This window comes from Streptomyces phaeofaciens, from assembly GCF_014648915.1.
In the GTDB taxonomy this organism is placed as follows: domain Bacteria; phylum Actinomycetota; class Actinomycetes; order Streptomycetales; family Streptomycetaceae; genus Streptomyces; species Streptomyces phaeofaciens.
The window spans coordinates 20804-37232 of record NZ_BMSA01000053.1 but is presented as its reverse complement, the minus strand read 5'-3'; the positions used below and the strand labels follow the sequence as shown (position 1 = coordinate 37232).

10 protein-coding genes and 1 pseudogene are annotated in these 16429 nt (G+C 71.4%); 8 read left to right on the top strand and 3 right to left on the bottom strand.

Annotated elements, in window-relative coordinates; genetic code table 11:
* Nucleotides 1-487, bottom strand: a pseudogene (locus IE275_RS43675) (hypothetical protein); the annotation flags it as partial.
* Between the two features lie 373 nt (nucleotides 488-860).
* Between IE275_RS43675 and IE275_RS43670 the strand changes: the two are divergent.
* The 3 genes from IE275_RS43670 to IE275_RS43660 all read left to right on the top strand — a co-directional run bounded on the left by IE275_RS43670 (nucleotide 861) and on the right by IE275_RS43660 (nucleotide 4557).
* Nucleotides 861-1214: an SH3 domain-containing protein gene (locus tag IE275_RS43670; protein WP_189718273.1), complete on the top strand. Its 354-nt coding sequence runs from the start codon at nucleotides 861-863 to the stop codon at nucleotides 1212-1214.
* Between the two features lie 191 nt (nucleotides 1215-1405).
* Nucleotides 1406-1762, top strand: coding sequence for an SH3 domain-containing protein (locus IE275_RS43665; protein WP_189718272.1), 357 nt, complete (start codon nucleotides 1406-1408; stop codon nucleotides 1760-1762).
* Between the two features lie 833 nt (nucleotides 1763-2595).
* Nucleotides 2596-4557, top strand: coding sequence for a hypothetical protein (locus IE275_RS43660; protein ID WP_189718271.1), 1962 nt, complete (start codon nucleotides 2596-2598; stop codon nucleotides 4555-4557).
* Between the two features lie 273 nt (nucleotides 4558-4830).
* Here IE275_RS43660 and IE275_RS43655 read toward each other — a convergent pair whose 3' ends face one another.
* Nucleotides 4831-8262: a hypothetical protein gene (locus IE275_RS43655; RefSeq protein WP_189718270.1), complete on the bottom strand. Its 3432-nt coding sequence runs from the start codon at nucleotides 8260-8262 to the stop codon at nucleotides 4831-4833.
* A gap of 606 nt (nucleotides 8263-8868) precedes the next feature.
* Between IE275_RS43655 and IE275_RS43650 the strand changes: the two genes are divergently transcribed.
* The 4 genes from IE275_RS43650 to IE275_RS43635 all read left to right on the top strand — a co-directional run bounded on the left by IE275_RS43650 (nucleotide 8869) and on the right by IE275_RS43635 (nucleotide 12983).
* Nucleotides 8869-9807 carry a competence protein CoiA family protein gene (locus IE275_RS43650; RefSeq protein WP_189718269.1) on the top strand — a complete coding sequence of 313 codons (939 nt, stop codon included), beginning with the start codon at nucleotides 8869-8871 and terminating at the stop codon, nucleotides 9805-9807.
* A gap of 350 nt (nucleotides 9808-10157) precedes the next feature.
* Nucleotides 10158-11324: an MFS transporter gene (locus tag IE275_RS43645; protein WP_189718276.1), complete on the top strand. Its 1167-nt coding sequence runs from the start codon at nucleotides 10158-10160 to the stop codon at nucleotides 11322-11324.
* Complete coding sequence (locus tag IE275_RS43640) at nucleotides 11324-12016, top strand: HAD family hydrolase (protein ID WP_189718268.1); 693 nt, start codon at nucleotides 11324-11326, stop codon at nucleotides 12014-12016. Before IE275_RS43645 ends, IE275_RS43640 begins: the two co-directional genes overlap by 1 nt.
* 742 nt (nucleotides 12017-12758) lie before the next feature.
* Nucleotides 12759-12983 (top strand): hypothetical protein, encoded by a 225-nt coding sequence (locus tag IE275_RS43635; RefSeq protein WP_189718277.1) that lies wholly within the window; start codon nucleotides 12759-12761, stop codon nucleotides 12981-12983.
* A 46-nt stretch (nucleotides 12984-13029) separates the two neighbouring features.
* Here IE275_RS43635 and IE275_RS43630 read toward each other — a convergent pair whose 3' ends face one another.
* On the bottom strand, nucleotides 13030-13380 hold the full coding sequence (locus tag IE275_RS43630) for a hypothetical protein (protein WP_189718267.1): 351 nt from the start codon (nucleotides 13378-13380) through the stop codon (nucleotides 13030-13032).
* A gap of 1188 nt (nucleotides 13381-14568) precedes the next feature.
* Here IE275_RS43630 and IE275_RS43625 point away from each other — a divergent pair.
* Entirely contained in the window at nucleotides 14569-14901 is a 333-nt protein-coding gene (locus tag IE275_RS43625; RefSeq protein ID WP_189718266.1) for a WhiB family transcriptional regulator, read from the top strand.
* Nucleotides 14902-16429 lie beyond the last annotated feature (1528 nt).

Sequence of the window (16429 nt, the reverse complement as noted above, 5' to 3'; positions counted from 1 at the left end):
TCGCTCGTTGCGCCTCACGGACCGTCACCCGGTCGGTGGCCACATCGAAGAAGCTCTGTGACCAGGAATGGGCTAGGAAGCTGGCGCGCAGGGCCGCGTCGCGTGTCTGGCGGGCGAAGTAGCCGCCCGACAGGCGGATCGCAGCCAGGGCGGCCATCGGTTTGTCTTCCCGGATCAGGGTGTCGAGCTGTTCGCCGACGGAACGGATCTGCTCGGCGAGGACGGCCGGGACGGCGGTGTCGGCGACATGCTCTTCCAGCCACTCGTTCTCTGCAGCCTGCTCGGCCCCGCCCTCCTTGTCCGTGAGCGGATGGGCCGCCCCGCCGCGGTAGCCGCCCTTCCCCTCCATCCCGGGAAGGGGGTCGGCACCGCGCCATCCGCAGCTGCAACTGCCTGCCAAGCCCACGGCGACGATGGACCCGGTGTCGGACTCATCCAGCACGATCAGGGAGTCGAACCGGTGCCCATCAAACTGATAGGCCGTCATGACCGTTAGGGTTCATTGCAACTGACTGAGCGTCAAGTTCGACGTCTTCCATTACGCGGAGGTCCCTGCGAGGAACATCGGCGCCAGACCGCCCGCTCAGCCGCCACCATGATCGATCTCACCGGCAATCCACCTTCCGTTGATCCCCAGAGCCAGGTGCCTGAGCACCCGCCCGGCGGGAGCGGCCCGGCGGAATCCGGGGCGCCGGACGGGAACCGGCAATCCGTGCGCCCGCCTGCCGGGCACACGGCCACGGCGCCCCCGCTGCCCCTCCCAGGCTGTACCCCGCCCTGGCCGTTGACGCCGGCCGGCGCCCGTTCCCGTGACGCCGGCCGGCACAGCGCGCCCACCCAGCCTCGATGAAGGGAACCTCATGCAGCTTCGCGCTCCCGCCCGCATGGCCGCCACGGCCGTGCTCGCCCTGTCGGTGACTGCCGGTCTGGCCGTGACCACCGCCCCGACCGCCCGCGCGGCCCAGATGCCCTGCAAACCGCGCGTCTACTACAAGATCAACACCAGCGGCGTGAACTTCAGGACGGGGCCGTCGACCAGCTACGCCTCCAAGGGCCTGCTCTACAAGGGCGACTGGGGCAAGAAGATCGCCACCAAGGGTTCCTGGATCAAGCTCCGGCTCGGCCAGAAGTCCAGGACCGGCCTGGCCAAGAACACCACCGGCTGGGTCGCCAAGAAGTACGCCTACGACTGCGTGCCCCTGCAGCTCGACTGACCGCCGCGGCCCGGCCACGCACCGCATACAGGCCCGCAGGTGCTGTCAGCACCCTCGCGCCACACCGTCCCGGCCAGACCAGGCCGCCTCTGCCAGCGCACCGACCCGGCCCCAGGCGGTGCCAGCCCCGTCACCCAGCCTGCCTGCGGGCCCTGTCATTTCCCACGCGACGCCCTGCGAAAGGCATCCCCATGATCCGTCGCATCACGGCCTGCGCCCTCTCCCCCGCCATCCTGGCGATGGCGGCCGCCGCCACCCTGACCGTGGCCACCGCACCGGCCGCGCATGCCGTCGGCGAGAACAAGCGGTGCACCATCAACTGGAGCAACGCTGCCGGCAAGGTGAAGAACAACGGCTGGAACCTGCGCACCGGTCCGAGCACGGGCTACACCTCCCGCGGCTACCTCTACAACGGCGACCGCCTCACCCTCCTGTGCAGCCGCGGGAGCTGGGAGTACACCGAGCTGAGGGCCCGTTCCAGGTCGGGGCTGGCGAAGGGGACCCGCGGCTGGGTCCGCAGCGACGGCCTGTACGCACTGGCCGGCTGACCACACTGTCGGCATCGCTGCAAGGCCGGCTCCGCATCCACCGGCCGGGCACCGGTCCGGTCCTGCCATGCCGCCGTGAGACGGCAGATCGAGCAGGGCCGAAGTACGGGCGGTTCTACCAGCCGGCTGAAACGCCAGCAGCGCCAGGGTGCTGGGTGACGGCTTCCTCCGGCTGAACTGGTACCGCGACGGCAAGGACTGCCACGACAGGTCGCCCGTCGCCTAGTTGTGCTGCGGGAGCACCGACGCCCTCGCCTCGTCCGGCGATGACCCGGCGGGCCGCGACCGTCCGCCCCGGCCCGCCTGCCGACCCTCTCAGCACCTGGGCTGCCCGCCGGGCGGGAGTGAGACGGCCAGGCCGCCAGACCGCCTTGGCAGCAGCCCGGGCCGCTGCTGAGATCGATCCCGTACCAGCCCGCCGCACCGCTGAACCCACCAGGAGTCCTCATGACCCGCCCGTGCAAGTCCGTCCGTCCGGCCCTGACGTCCGAGCGTCCGGCGTTCCCGTCCGAGCGCCCGGTGCCTCTCGCGGAGCGCCCGTTCCGTCCGGAGCCCGAACTCGACGCCCGGCCGTAACGGCCGCCGGCCCCCCTGGCCCGTCCCCCTGTGCCCGCCCGGTGTCACGATCCCGGGCGGGCGCACCGCGTTGTGAGCCCTGGGCCGTACGCCCTGCCCGGTGGGCCCGGCAGACCGGCAGAAGCCGGCCGGGCGGGAGCCCAGCGCATCCGTAGCCCGCGTGCCGGGCTACGGCAGGCATAGACCTCGAGGCCTCTTGCAACGGGTCACCGGCGCCAGCAACGCTCCACGGCACCGTCTGCCCAAGGAGCTCTGGCGTGCGCCCTCCCCCCGACCTCACAGGCAAGATCGAGCGTGCCGACGCGGCGGTCAGCACGTTCGTGCAAGCCCGTTCCCGGATGAAGGATTTCGAGGCCGCGAACCGGGCGGTGCGCCGCTACCCCGGCCTCGATGCCGAGGGCCGCACCCGAGCCGGCGGGGTGCGCCGCGACCATGCCGCGGTGGTGCTGAGCGATCTGCTGGCCGATCTGGCGCTGTGGGAGGACCTCCACGGGCATGGCGGCCACGAGATGCTGCGCGAGCTGCGTATCCGGTGGAGCCGGCACCCCTTCGGTGAACTCGACGGGCCGGCGAGGCACCTCGCCGCCGAGCTCGTCTCCTTCGCCGCAGCACACAAGGTCTCCCTGCGTGCGGCAGCCGACAAGGCGCTGTCGGTCTACACCGAGGAATGGCACGACGCCGAGTCCCACTGGAAACAGCAGGCCGCCCAGGGATCTGTTCCCCCTGACACCGGCCTGAGCTACACCGTCGCACCCGCCACGTCGCCCTCTCCCGGCAGGCCGGCGGCCGAGGAGCTCGATCTGCCCACTGCCGCAGCGGCGCTCGGTGTCTTCCTTACCCGCGATCGCCCCGACAGCCCGGTGCAGATGACTCAGATGCAGGCCGACGGCAGCCACAGGCCGCTCGGCCACAGCGCCCTGTGGGCGGACGTCCTTGAGGAGAGCGGACCGACAGGGGAGTGGGACTGCGTCCGCGCTGCCTGGTTCGATCAGGCACACATGACGTGGAAGGAAGCCGCCCACCGGGTTGATGAGCACTACCTCGACCCGGTCGACCAGGCCACGCGGGAGGAGAGCCGCTACTCGCCGGTGATGCTCTTCCGCCTGCGGCTCGCGCTCCTCGCCCGTGATCAGTACGAGTTCTGGCAGGAGGAGTACGGCAAGAGCCGGGCCGAGGCGCTGGACGAGGTGCTGAAGAAGCTCGTGGAGCAGACCGGCCTGCCTCATGGGGCCGATGCACCTCAGACGGCCGCCGCGCTCCTGGCCGGCCTGGCGCTGATCCTCGACACGCAGGGACTGCCCGGCCGGCTCCTTCTGCAGCCGGCCGACACCATTGAGCCCGCGTGGCCGCAACAGACCGGGCTCGCGGGCGAGCTGGCTGCCCTGCTGCACGACCGCTTCCGCAGCCCTGCAGAGCTCTTTCCCTCGCTGCTTCAGCAGGCACAGGCTATCCACGACGCCCAATGGGGAGCCGAAGCCGGCCATCTCGCCGGGCAGGTCCGCAGCGGCCACCTGGAGGCCCGCACCCCCCTGCGCTACACCCTGTCCTCGCCCGCCCGGGAAGCGAATCCGGCGTTCGAGCAGGAATGCCCGAACGCCGCTGTGGCGTGGCTGGAGTTCCTGCAGCACGACACTCCGCAGCAGCCGGTCGAGGTCACCGCCGCTCTCACGGGCCGCCGCCGGGTACCGGTGGACCCGGCCGCCCTCACGCGAGACGCACACATTGAACTCCACCACGACGGTGACGGGTGGAACTGGCGCGACGGGGACCTGGAACAGGACCGCGCACGCCGGGAGGGGCAGGCCCGCGCGGTATGGCTGCGCCGGCAGCTGGCCGACATCTCCGCCCGGCCCGACCACGCCGTGCCGCGGCGGGAACGGATCGAAGCGGTCTTCGGCTCCGCCGACCAGGCGCTGGCCTTCCTGCGCCACCACGCCGGCCATACGACACCGTCTGCAGCGATGCGCGAGCAGGAGGCTCTGCGCCAGGCAGAGGCCGTCCTGACCCGCCTGTCCGCCCGGACATCCGGCGCGAGCCGGCCCGAACGCCTGCGCACGACAGCCCTGGCGGCCATGGCCGAATCCGCTGCACGGCAGGAAGACCTGGCCGCCGCGACGCCGCAGACCAGCGTGCTGCCGGCAGCCGCAGAACAATCCGGCCACCCCCAGCACCACCAGCAGGTGGCGCAGACGCCCGGCACCGCCGTGCCGCGCCCGTGACGGAGTCTGCCGTCACGGCCCCGCAAGCCGGCAGTAGTCCAGAGCACGTCCGGCGGCGGTCCGCGCGCCGCCACTGCCCGGCGCGAGGGCATGCTCGGTCGGCATGACCACAGGGGCACAACCGGGCTTCTGCCCCTCGCCACCACTATCTCTATAGGATGATATGCGCTGGTCAAGAGTATTTTGTCGATGAGGGAGAGTGGCAGGCAGGGACACACAGGGACGGATTTCTCGGTCCTGTATGCGGAACCCGCCCCCCCGGGCCGGGCTCGATCAGCGGACCGTGGGTGACTGGGGCGGGGAGGGCGCACGCACTGCGGCCTGCTGGGCGGCATCGAGGCCCCGCCGGGGCCGCGCCGCCAGCGGCACCCCGGCGCCGGTTACCGCTTGGGGCCGGGCCTGCAGGTCGTGAACTCGTGATGCCGCCTGCCCCCGCGCGGCCTCCGCCACGGACTCCAGGAAGAACGCCTGACAAGCCTCGCGCGTAGCAGCAGCTCGCTCTTGCCTGACCCCCGTGGGGTAGTGGTCGTACAGAGGTTCCAGGACGTGATAGCCGACGGCTCGCTCCGCGGCGTGCAGGAGCTGGCGGGCGGCACCGGGCTGTGCGAGTAGCTGTTTCGGCAGGGCGTCGAGTGCGGAGGGGAGCTCCACCTGCCCCGCAGCGGGGCTGGCGACCTGGCTGAAGACATCCATGAGGCCGCCCCGTTCCAGCTCCCGGGAGAGGTACCACAGCCACGCGCCGTACTGCCCCACCTGGTCCCCGGGGGCCGGCTTGGGGGCTGCCGGATCGAGGCTGACGAGCCGGTCGAGCGCAGCCCGGGCATAGGGCCGGGCCTCCTCCGTGTTCACGCACGCGCCGGCGAGCACGCTCCAGTGGCGGCGCATCTGGTGTTCCGACGTGGCGTGACTGCCTGCGTTCGCTGCCCGGGCGGCCCGCACAGCGGCTCTCGTCTCCACGTCGCCTGTCTCCACCGCCTCCCAGGCGGGTGTGTCCAGGTGATCGGTCACCAGTGACAGCAGTTCGTGATCAACACGAAGCGCCCACGCCGCTCCTGCCTGACGCCAGGCCACCGGGTCATGCCCGGGCCCCCTGTGGGCGGCAGCATCACGCTGCGCCTCGCCCAGCCAGTCGGCCAGCACCTGACCGAGCCGCTTCTCCTGGACGGCTTCCACCTCGCCAAGGGCCCGTGAGAGCACCCTGCCGACCGGTAGCCCGGTGCTCTCGGCTGAGCCCGCGGTCCCGGTGAGGATCACGTACCGCTGCATCGGCCGGTCGTGCTGTGCCCACTGCGCCACGGCCTCGAGCGGATCGGCGGTCAGCATGCTCCATGCGGTGTCGTCATCGGCGACCCGGACCGCGTACCACCGGCGCGCCCCGCCCGCCTCGAGCGGGCCCCGCCCCTCCAGAAGCGGGAACAACCCGTCCCACACCCCTCCGGCCTGCTGCGCGTACTCGTCTGCATCCAGTTCACCGCTGCGCACCTGCTCAGCCAGCTCATACAGTTCCCGCTGCAGATCGGATCGCTCCTCGGCCTGCCGTGCCGCGCTCCACGCCTGCCCGGCCGCCGCCAGTGCGGCCCGCTGCGCCGTACCGGTTCCCTCGGCGGCCGCCAGTGCTCGCCCTTGTGCCGAAGTCAGCCGCTCGAACAGCACGCTCGTGTCGACGGGCTGGCTGTCGGTGAGCCGGTAGGGGGCGGGGAAGCCGCTGGCGGAGTAGACCACCACAGCCTGTCGCGGCGGCTGGGTGAACTCCGCATGCGTGTAATGGGTGTTGCCGACCGTGGCCGAGGCCAGGATGATGGCCCGTGGTGCAGATGCCGGGCGCGCTCCCAGGTCGTCGGCCGCCGGCCCGAGGTAGACCTCCTCGATGTCGGCATCGTCTGCTTCCGCCAGCCGGGCTGCCTCCTCGAGTTCGGTCTCCGGGCGGTAGACGGCAGGCCGCCGGCCGGAGAAGTCGCCTGCCCAGCCGAGGGCTGTCTGCTCCTCGGCGGCGCCCCGCTGGATGCGGGCCAGCGTGTCGGCCTCCTCAGCCAAGCGGCTCACCCAGGCGAGGACCGGCCCCCGGGGCGGTACTTCGGACAGGTACCGGATCCAGCGCGCCCCCATCTCCTCCGGGTGCAGGCCCTCGGGTGCGTCGGCCAGCAGCCACTGCGCCAGTTCGCGGTCCACCTTCCAGTGCTCATGGGGGTCCGATATGGCCGCGCGGACCTGCTCGACCAGGCTGCGCGCCGTGCGCTCCTGCCACCCCCCGCCTCCTTCGCTCTCCTTGATACGGACCGGGTTCGCGGGGAACAACGTGTCCGGACCGGGCCGGTGCTGCTGTGTCCAGGCCGACAGGGCCTGCCGGGGATCCGCGGTCACCCGGTACGGTCCGCCCTCGGGCCCGATGCGCAGCAGCACAGGCGCCAAGGCCGGCACCGTCGCAGGCTCGTCGGACGGCACGGGCTCGTTCCACGTCAGAGCCCGCAAAGCCTCCTCGGCCCGGCCCAACGCCATCCACCTCTCCATCTCCTGCCGCTCCTGCAGACTCAGGAAGGAGGCCCGATCCAGTGCGTCCGGCACATCGAGTACCGCGTCGAGCACGCTCAACTGCCGTGCCGCCTCCAGCCGCGCCTGCTGCTCACTGGGGAATGCGGCCCGCACCAGCCGGCGAGCCTGCCCCACCACGGCCTCGCCCGTGCTTGCCGGTGCCCGCGCGATGATCTCCTCATGGTGAGCGGCGAGGAACGCGAAGGCGGCGTTCTGGGCCGTCTGCCGCTCCTCGGACGCGGCCCGTCGGGCCCTGATGTGCTGCCAGAGCTCGCGCTCGGCGCCCTCGGGTTCGGGTTCCCCATCACGCCTCACGCCAAGATCCCGCTTGCGCGGCCAGCGGGCAGCCCAGGCCCGCTCCTCATCGGTCAGCGCAGCGCCGCCCGCGGTGAAGGCGGCATACAGCCGGGCGGCTTCCTCACGGCTGTCCCGGAAACCGCCGTCCGCCCCATCACGGCCGATCAGCTCGTCCTCGTCCTTGTCCCCGTACCGGTAGGCGGCCCGAGCCCACTGCTCAAGCCCGGGATGCCCGAAACCGAGAAACCCTTCGACGGCCGCGGCCCGCCGGTCCCGCTCCAGCGCCATCGTCAGGAAGAAGTCCGCCGTTGTCTCCAGGGCGGGCGCGCTGTCCGCGTGTGCTTTCACCTGCCGCCAGGCCTGCTGATAGTCGCGAGCGGACCACTCGGGGTAGAAAGCGCGCCCCGGATCACGCCACTGGCTCTCGTGCTCCAGCAGCTCCAGCAGCTCGTCGACCCGCTCATGCAGCAGCTCCCACCCCCTGCCCGCGGGTTCGGGCAGGACAACCGCCTCCTCGATCCCCTCCGGAAGCGGGGCACGGAAGGCTGCCGCCCACCGGGCCGCGGCCCCCTCCCAGTCAGGACCCCGGGGAGGGTGAGCGTCGGCCGGGATCCGCAGGTGATGGCGCAGCCAGGACACCCGGGCGTTGTGCCACATCTCGGCCACCAGGAAGCCAGGGGCGGCCCCGGGGGCGGCGAGCTCCGCCAGCGACACCTCGCGGGCCCGCGTCTCGTCCATCGCGAAGACCCGGTGGGCAAGCCCTTGTCGGTCGGCCCGCAGGATGTAGAGGGCAGCGTCCACAGGGTGGCTGCTGACGTACTCCGTGCTCTGGCCGTCCGGGCCAGTGGTGGCCACGAAGTAGCTGGGATCGTCCGCCATGCCGCCTCCTGCGTCTGCTGCTCGAAGGGCACAGCGTGCCGTCGCCGGCGCGGAGAAAGGGGCGCCCGCCGCGAACTTTGTGCACCGCTCCCGCCCCACGCAACACCCTTGCGTTCTGCGTCCCGCCCCACGGTGCGCCCAGCCGCTGCGGACCGGCCCGGCCCCCTTCCGCGCACGTGCTGGTCCTCGGCGGCGGACGGGGCGTGCGCGGTGCCGAAGGACAACACGGCCATGGGAGGCAGGCGGCAGCGGGCCCGCCCGGCGGGCCCTGTGCAGATCCTTCTTCCCGCTGGACGGGAGCGCAAAGCACCCGAGCGGCGGGCATGGTCGCAGGCCGAACCCGCGTGATCAGAGTTGGAGCGAACCGTTTTTGGACCAAGGAGCCCCGCATCATGCCAGCGCGCCCTTCTCCCGCCCGACGTCTGCGCCTCGGGAAAGCGGCCACCGCGACCGGGCTCGCCCCGGTCCGGGGAGGCTGCAGCACCAATTCCTCCGCGCCGACGAGTCCCACAGGCAGGCTGCCGCGCACCTGCCGGCTTCAGGGCAGCGCCCGCTCCTCGGCTTCGCCCCACACTCACCGGCGCCCACTGACCGGAGACGATCTCGATGACTGCCCCCGCCCCCGCGCACCTTCACCGCGCCCTGGCCGCAACCCTTGCCGACGCCGCCCGCAGCACCGGACACCGAGCCGAGTCCGACGCCCCCCTGCCCGGGACGAACTGGGCCGCTGACATCCTGGTGACCTCCCCGGACGGGGTGCGCACCGTCCTGCAGATCCCCCCGCTCCCGGCCCGCGGCCAGGAGATCCGAGAACGGACCGCGCACGTGCACCAACGCGGCCTGAACATCGTGTGGTTCACCCCGGACGCGCACGATCCGCCGTGGCTGACGACGGTTCCCGCGGCACGTGTTGTGCCCCCCGCCCACCCCGGCGCCCCATGGACCGCACCCGCCGCCGTACAGGCGCTGACACGCGAGGCGTGCCCCTGCGGACCGGCCTGGGACCACGGCGTCCACCGCACCTGGGCGCCGCCCCAGCCGGTCTCTGTGCCTGTCCTGCTGGAAGGCCTGCTGACCCGTCGCCTGGTCCACGCCACCGTCCAGGCCGAGCTGCCGGGCCGCCGCTTCACCTGCTGGGCCCGCGGCCAGGACGTGCGTGCCGAGGCGGATCACCTGCGGATGCTGGCCGCCACCGACGGCGCCCTCACCGAGGCCGCCCGCGCCTCGACCCCCTACATCCCGCGCCCGGACGGACGGCCCGCCGCTCCTCTGGGACGGCTGCTGGAGGCAGCCCGCCACTGGGGCCACCAGCACACCGGAGTGGTCTGCCACATCGAGACGGCGAGCGCCGACTGGATGGCCGGCGGCTTCGTGGTCACCCCCGGCCGCACACCGTCCGAGGTCACCGCCGTGGTGCGCCCCCTGCCCCACACGATCGACTGGAACAGCGCCCTGAGCACCGTCCCGGTGCTGGTCGGCTCATCCGAGGAGTACTTCACCCTCCAGCGCACCGCACCCCAGGACGCCCAGATCCTGATCCTGTAACCCGGCTTCCCGCCTTGCGCCACCAGCGCCCCCAGGTGGCCCGCGAGCGTGCCATCTGGGAGAGCACCCGCAAGACGCCCGTCTTATGGGCCCGTTGAGCACCGAGTAGCCCGCCGGGCGGGAGGGCGAGAGGCCCCGGCCCGACCGGCATTGCTGGAGCACCGCACCGGTGACAACGCTGATGGCCGTTTCCCCCGGCCCCTTGCCCGCCTGCGCCCTCCAGCGGTCCGGCCACGGCCCAAAGACCAGACATCCCCTGGCGAGTGAAGGTCACCATGACACCCGACACCCCCACGACCGCGCCCAGAGCGGATTCCCCGCTCCGCCACACCCGCGACGACGGCAGGACGATGACCCCGACGGCCGCGGCCGACGCTGCGGCACGACCGCGGGCCGCCCGGCGCCTGCTCACCGGTTTCTTCGCCGGGCTGGGTGTGGTCATGGCGGTATGGGGGGCGCGGATGCCTGCCGTCCAGGCAGCGGCCCACCTCGGCCCCGGCCAGCTGGCGGTGGTGCTGCTAGCCGCAGCGGCCGGCATGGTTGCCGGCCTGCAGATCGGCGGCCGCCTGTCTCAACGGCACGGCCCCGCCCGCCTGCTCACGGGGCCCGCCATGGTCTTCGGGCTGTCCCTCGCAGCCCTGGGACAATGCCGAACCCTGACGAGCCTCAGCGCCGTCGCTGTGGCCTTCGGACTGTCACACGGGCTCCTCGACGTCGGCGTCAACGCCGCAGCAGTGCAGTGCCAGCACGGGTACGGCCGCAGCATCATTTCCGGGCTCCACGCCGCGTACAGCCTGGGCGCGTTGACCGGTGCCGGCCTTGCCGCGGTCACCACGTGGGTGTCCCACCAGGCCGTCTTCGCCGCCGTCGGAGCGGGACTCGCCCTCACGGCCGCAGCAGCGGGACCGAAGACGAAGCACATCCAAGCGCTCGATCAGAGCCACTCCAGCGCAGAGCACGCCAGTAACTCCCCCAGAGCCACGGGACTTGGCCGCACGACCATGTGGCTGCTGGGATCGCTCGCCGCGGCCTGCCTGCTCGCAGAAGGAGCAGCCACAGACTGGGCCGCCGTCCACCTGCGCCATCTGGGCGCGTCGGAAAGCGCGGCAGCATCCGCCTACGCCCTCTACAGCGCCGCCATGGCCGCAGGCCGCCTCCTCGGCGACCGGCTCACCGCACGCTACGGCGCGATCACCGTCGTACGCGCAGGCGCCCTCCTCGCGTCCGCCGGGCTGGGCGCATCGCTGATCACAGACTCCGCTCCCGCGGCTCTGGCCGGGTGGATGGCCCTCGGCCTGGGCCTGTCCACGGCCGTCCCCTCCCTGATCACCGCCGCCGGACGCGGCGGCCCGCGAGCCGTGGGAACCGTCGCGGCGACCGGCTACATCGGCCTGCTGGCCGGCCCCGCCGCGATCGGCGCGCTCGCTTCGATCCTCACGCTTCCCACCGCCCTCGTTCTTCCCGTCGCCCTGGCTGCCGTCGTCGCAGCCACCGCCCGCCGAGCACTGGAGTCCTGATGGCCCACACACCCACCACCGCATCCCGGCACCTGCCCGTCGACGAACTGGAGGCGGTGATATGGGACTACAACGGAGTCATCGGCCTGCAGCCGACCCCCGACATGTGGGCGCGTCTCGCGGCCCTGGCCGGATGGCCCGCCGCACAGCTTGAGATCTTCATGCGGGCCTTCTGGGGCAGACGTGCCGCCTACGACGCCGGCGAACTCAGCGACCGCGCGTTCTGGCAGGACCTCGTGCGCGGCACACGAGAAGCGGGCCCCGGCAGCGAACTCCTGGCCGCCCTGCCCCGGGCCGACACCCGGATGTGGACCCGCACCGACCCAGCGGTCCTCAAGGTCCTGCACCGCGCACACGCAGCCGGCGTCCCCATGACACTTTTGTCCAACGCCCCGCTCCCGCTGGCCTCCGCCCTCGACGGCATCGAGTGGTGCGCCACCCTGATGTCCCGCACGGTGTACTCGGCGAGGATCGGAGTGAACAAGCCCGAGACCCGAGCGTTCCAAGCCGGCCTGGCGGCGGCTGGATGGCCCACTCCCGGCCGGACGCTGTTCGTCGACGACCGAGCCGACAACGTCGAAGCCGCAGCGCGCCTGGGGATGCGTACGCTGCACTACCGGGGGGACACGACCGAGCTGGCCAGCCGGCTGCCCCAAGCCACCGTGGTTCGGACGGCTGCTTGCCCAGTCTGATCCACAGACAGCCCTTGCCTCCGATTGCGGTGGCCGCTGAAGCCGCCAGCCCCGACCCTGCTGCACGCCGTGCGGGAGGCCCCTCGCACTGCCACGGGAGCCCGCAGTGGCAGGGGACATAGCCCGCCCCGGGCCCGGCAGGCCGGCCCGGCCCGCAGGGCAGAAAGACGGCAGTTCGAGACCCGGTCCGGCCCTCGCACGCTTCGCCTGGACCGGGCCGGTGGACAGGGGATGGCCGAGGCAGGCTTCGCGTGCGGCGGCCGTGCTCAGGTGCGGGCAGCAACCGAGCGACCCAAGCGACCGGCAATGAGAGGTATGCCCATCGCCGGGGCCGACGGCAGCAGGACGACAACGACCCCCTACGCGCCCGCGCGGCGGGAGACCACCGGGCTCGCCGCGGCCAGGCTGCGCCCGGACGGCAGCAGGCACGGAAGACCGAGGCCGCCCGCACACGATTGGCGCTGGGCCCTATCCCTGAGGAGACCGCTATTCACCCGGCGGGCGCTTCCGCAGACATCGATACGGAACGACACGACCCGGCTCGACCTCACGCGCGCCTCTCCACGCCACATCCCCAGCTCACCGAAGCCGACGACATCGCCCGGTGCGCCGCCGGCCACCCCGGCACCGAGGGCGGGCAGCCCAGATCACAGCTTTTGCCCGTGCCCGACTGGCTCCCGCTGGGGTAAGGGGCATTCTGTCCGGTTCCGCGCTGTCAGTCCCGCACCGTAGGGTGCCCAGAATGAAGGCAGAGTCCGCCGTGTTCGCGGAAACCCCGATCTACAGCCGCCTCGTCGCCGAACGCGGCGACATCCTCGCCCAGACACGCAACGAAGCCGACCGCCTGCACCGCCGGCTGGCACGGGTCATTCCTTCCGACACAAGCTCTCCCGGCCGCCCCCGAAGCGGCGATCGTGGAACTTCCCGCAGCGACATGGGCGCGGCAGGCGGCTTCTTTACGGTGTGAGAACGGCTCCGTCCACGGGCCAGAGCAGGCAGTGTCCGCTGCTCCATTACGGTCTCGGCGATGCCTGGGGCGAGACGGTGATGGTGTAGACGACGTCGACGAAGAAAGAGTCGAGCGGAGCCTGGGCCACCCGGTCTGCGGACGGGTCGCTGTCCTGGCGGCGGCGGTGCCAGCCTTCCATGATGACGCAGGCGGTCTGGAAGGAGTCCTGGCGGCCTTGGACTAGGTCGGGCCGGTTGAGACCGAACACGGCGATAGTTGCTTTGCCCTTGTCCGTGTCGGAGCCGTACTGGCAGCTGTTGAGCATCAGGAAAAGGTGCTGGGAAGGGTCTTCTGCGGTCGGGTCGATCAGCAGGCATGACCTATCCGCGGCCAGCGGATACAGCTCTCTCTTCATGTTGCTGTTGCACCACGCGCAGGCGAGCGGGTGGTTGGCCCACTGAACATGTCCAGGGGATTGGAGGAGAGCTGGAATCGGTGACGTCCGACCGCATCCCCCTTGAGGGCCGCAGCCGCACCCACCGATGCCCGACCGCCACGCACGAGAGACGAGGCCGTATGCCGGCCTGCTCCTGGTGATCCTCAGCGCTGTCGCGGCTGCCCGCATCCCGACCCCGGGCCGCTGCCCTGGGAACGGCCACCGTGCTCCCACTGAGCCATGGACCGCCACGACCCTCCGCGGCACCCTCCACCAAGCCGCCTGCTGGATCCCATCATTGACACAGCGCTTTTTCGGACAGGCTGACCAACAGAGTGGCCGCCAGGGTCACGAAGCTGGACCTGCGGCGTTACCAAAAACGGTTTGGGCGCATTCTGAAAATACTTCCACAGCTACTCCAAAAAGCACTCTGACCTGCGGTAATGGCCGATCGTCGACGTTGCGGGGGCCTCTCCAGAGCTGGATCCTGCTGCCTACGGCGCGAATCTGCGCCGGACACCAGCGGGCAGGGGGAACCCGTGGAGATCATCGTTGCTGCCCTCATCACGGCGGCCGGAAGTGTTGTCGCCGCCTTGATCGGACGTAGGGGGCAGGGTTCTGAGGGGAAGGAGGGGCCGGGCGAGGCGAGGTGATCTGAAACCGTAGTTCCGGCAGCGTCCTGTCACCTCGTCGGCAGGCGCGTGAACAGGCCGCGTCCCTGCGGCGGCGCCGACAGGGGGTAGTTCGGACACGGAGTTGAGAAACTCATTGTTTGCCTTGAGAAGCGGCATTGCCAGCCGGGGCGGGCCGTGTTGGTAGGGCCACGTCGCTCTCGACCCCGCGGCCACGCTGCCCGACGCCTCGCGATGGGGCGAAGGCGCTGGAGGCTTCCAAGCACGCTGTGCGAGACCGTGCCGAGCTGTTCGTGGCAATCCGGTGACGCATGAGCATTCCGACCGGCCAGGCCTCGTGGTCGGCGATACCGGCTGCGCGGCCACCGGTTGAGCCATGCTCCGAGACGCGCAGCTTGCATCAAGTCCCCTTCAGCCGAAGGGATTTCCGCGGCACAACGGGTGCCTATGCCGGGTGTGCTTGCCGTACCGTTGCGCACGGCGCCTGCCCCAGTGGAGGCCGGCGTGCCGCAGCGGGGGAGAGGATGGCGCGGGAGTGGTCACAGCTGATCGGGAGAGCTGGGGTGCGGGGGCGGTCTGCCTGACCGCTGATCCGGACGACCTGTTCGTCGAGGGTGCGGCCCAGAACCAGACCAAGGCTCTGTGCACCGGCTGCCCGGTGCGTACCGAATGCCTCGCTCACGCGCTCGATCACCGCATCGAGCACGGTGTGTGGGGCGGCACGACCGAGCGGGAGAGGCGGGCACTGTTGCGGCGCCGGCCGACGGTGACCTCCTGGCGACGTCTGCTGGAGACCGCGCGCGCCGAGCACGGCCGCCAGAGCACAGCGCGTCAGGAGCCGGGCGAAGGACGGGCCCAGGCGGGCTGAGCCCCGGCCGGTTCATCCCATGGACGATGAACCACCGCCACGGTATCGGGGATCGTCCATTCCCTCACGCGTCCAAAGCCGCGTCAGCGGGCCCTTCGCCGCGGGCCAGTGGTGGGCTGCTGCCCGCAGGCTCCTTCACGTAGGACGGGCAGATGTTCGCCCTCCCCGGCCCCGGTCTAGCGGCGAGTGTCGTGATGAGGCGGTCCCGCGCAACGTGCGAAGGAAACGCGGGACCGCTGGCCGCGGTCGTCCTGTCCGAGCCGGGCAAGGGGACCTTACGACGCCCGCCCGCGAGGTGTACGCCCGGCGCTCCGCTACGGCTCCTCGGACCTGGGAGCAAGAGGAGCTGCACTTGGCTGTTCATGAGGCCGAAGCCCTTGCTGCCGGGCATCTGACCCGCTGCACAGTGGCGGTGGGCTGCCCAGCTGTCGGCCCGAGTGGCATCGCTCTCCGGCGCCAAGATCAGCACCCGGTCACCCATCAGCGGCCCTGCCGCGCACCGCCCTGCCCCGTTTCGCGAAAAGCAGCAGAGTCCCTGACCAGGGAGGTCCGGGACTCTGCACAGGTGATCGGCTCTACGGCGGCGCTTGCTCGCAGGCGACCGTGGGGTCGGTCCGCGACATTGCGGATCGGTTTCAACAGCTCAGCGCTCGCCTGCCGTCCAAGCCGCAAGGGAACATCGGCCACCGTCTGCGGGGGTTCCTGCGCGTCCGCAGCGCGTCTGAATCGGGTAGGAATCCTCGATGATCTACGGTCTTGACACCCTGCTCCACAGGACGGCAGGGCCCGGCGGCCCCGCACACCGCGCCCTGGTTCGGGGCCGCCTCCCCAAAGCCCGGCAACCCGGCGCGTGGTGACGGAGGCGCGGGGAACCCCTTTTTCGTACGGCACACTCAGGCGCCGCATTGCGGGGACCGGCACGGAACGCCTGGAGATCCTCGGCTTCGACCCGATGGCACTCGTGCGCATGTCCGGCGCCGATGACAGCAGCGATGACACCGTATTTGTCGAGCAGTCCCAGCTGCGGTTCGACTTCCTGCGGGACTCCGTGACCACCGGCCTCACCCCGAGCTGACCTCGGGCAGCCCTCTGGGGCGGTCACCGGCCGGCGAGGGATCCTCCGATGCCGAAGCCGCCCCACCAGGCGTCCGGGCACGGAGCAGCCTCAGCCTCCGTGCGCCGCTGTGGCGGGCGGCAGCGCGGCGGGAGAAGCCGGGGCGGATGACTCATTCGCCTGGGATACGGGGCTGCCGATGATGCTCATGTCGGGAAGAGGCACCGCAGGTCGATCTGAGGGTGCGCGCTCCGCATCCCAGGTACGACAACGACAGTGAAGGAGTGCGAATGAGGTATGCACCGAGGCGCGGGTCCGGGCGGGTCGGCGTGGTGATGGTTGTTCTGGTCGGGGCGGTGTTCGCCGGTCTGTCCCCGGCTGCGGCCGCCGGCCCCCGGCCCGTTGCTCTTGCGGGTGGGCTGGCACGGGAATCTGGTGAACCGAGTGTGCACCGCGGCTCGTTCTGGACGCACG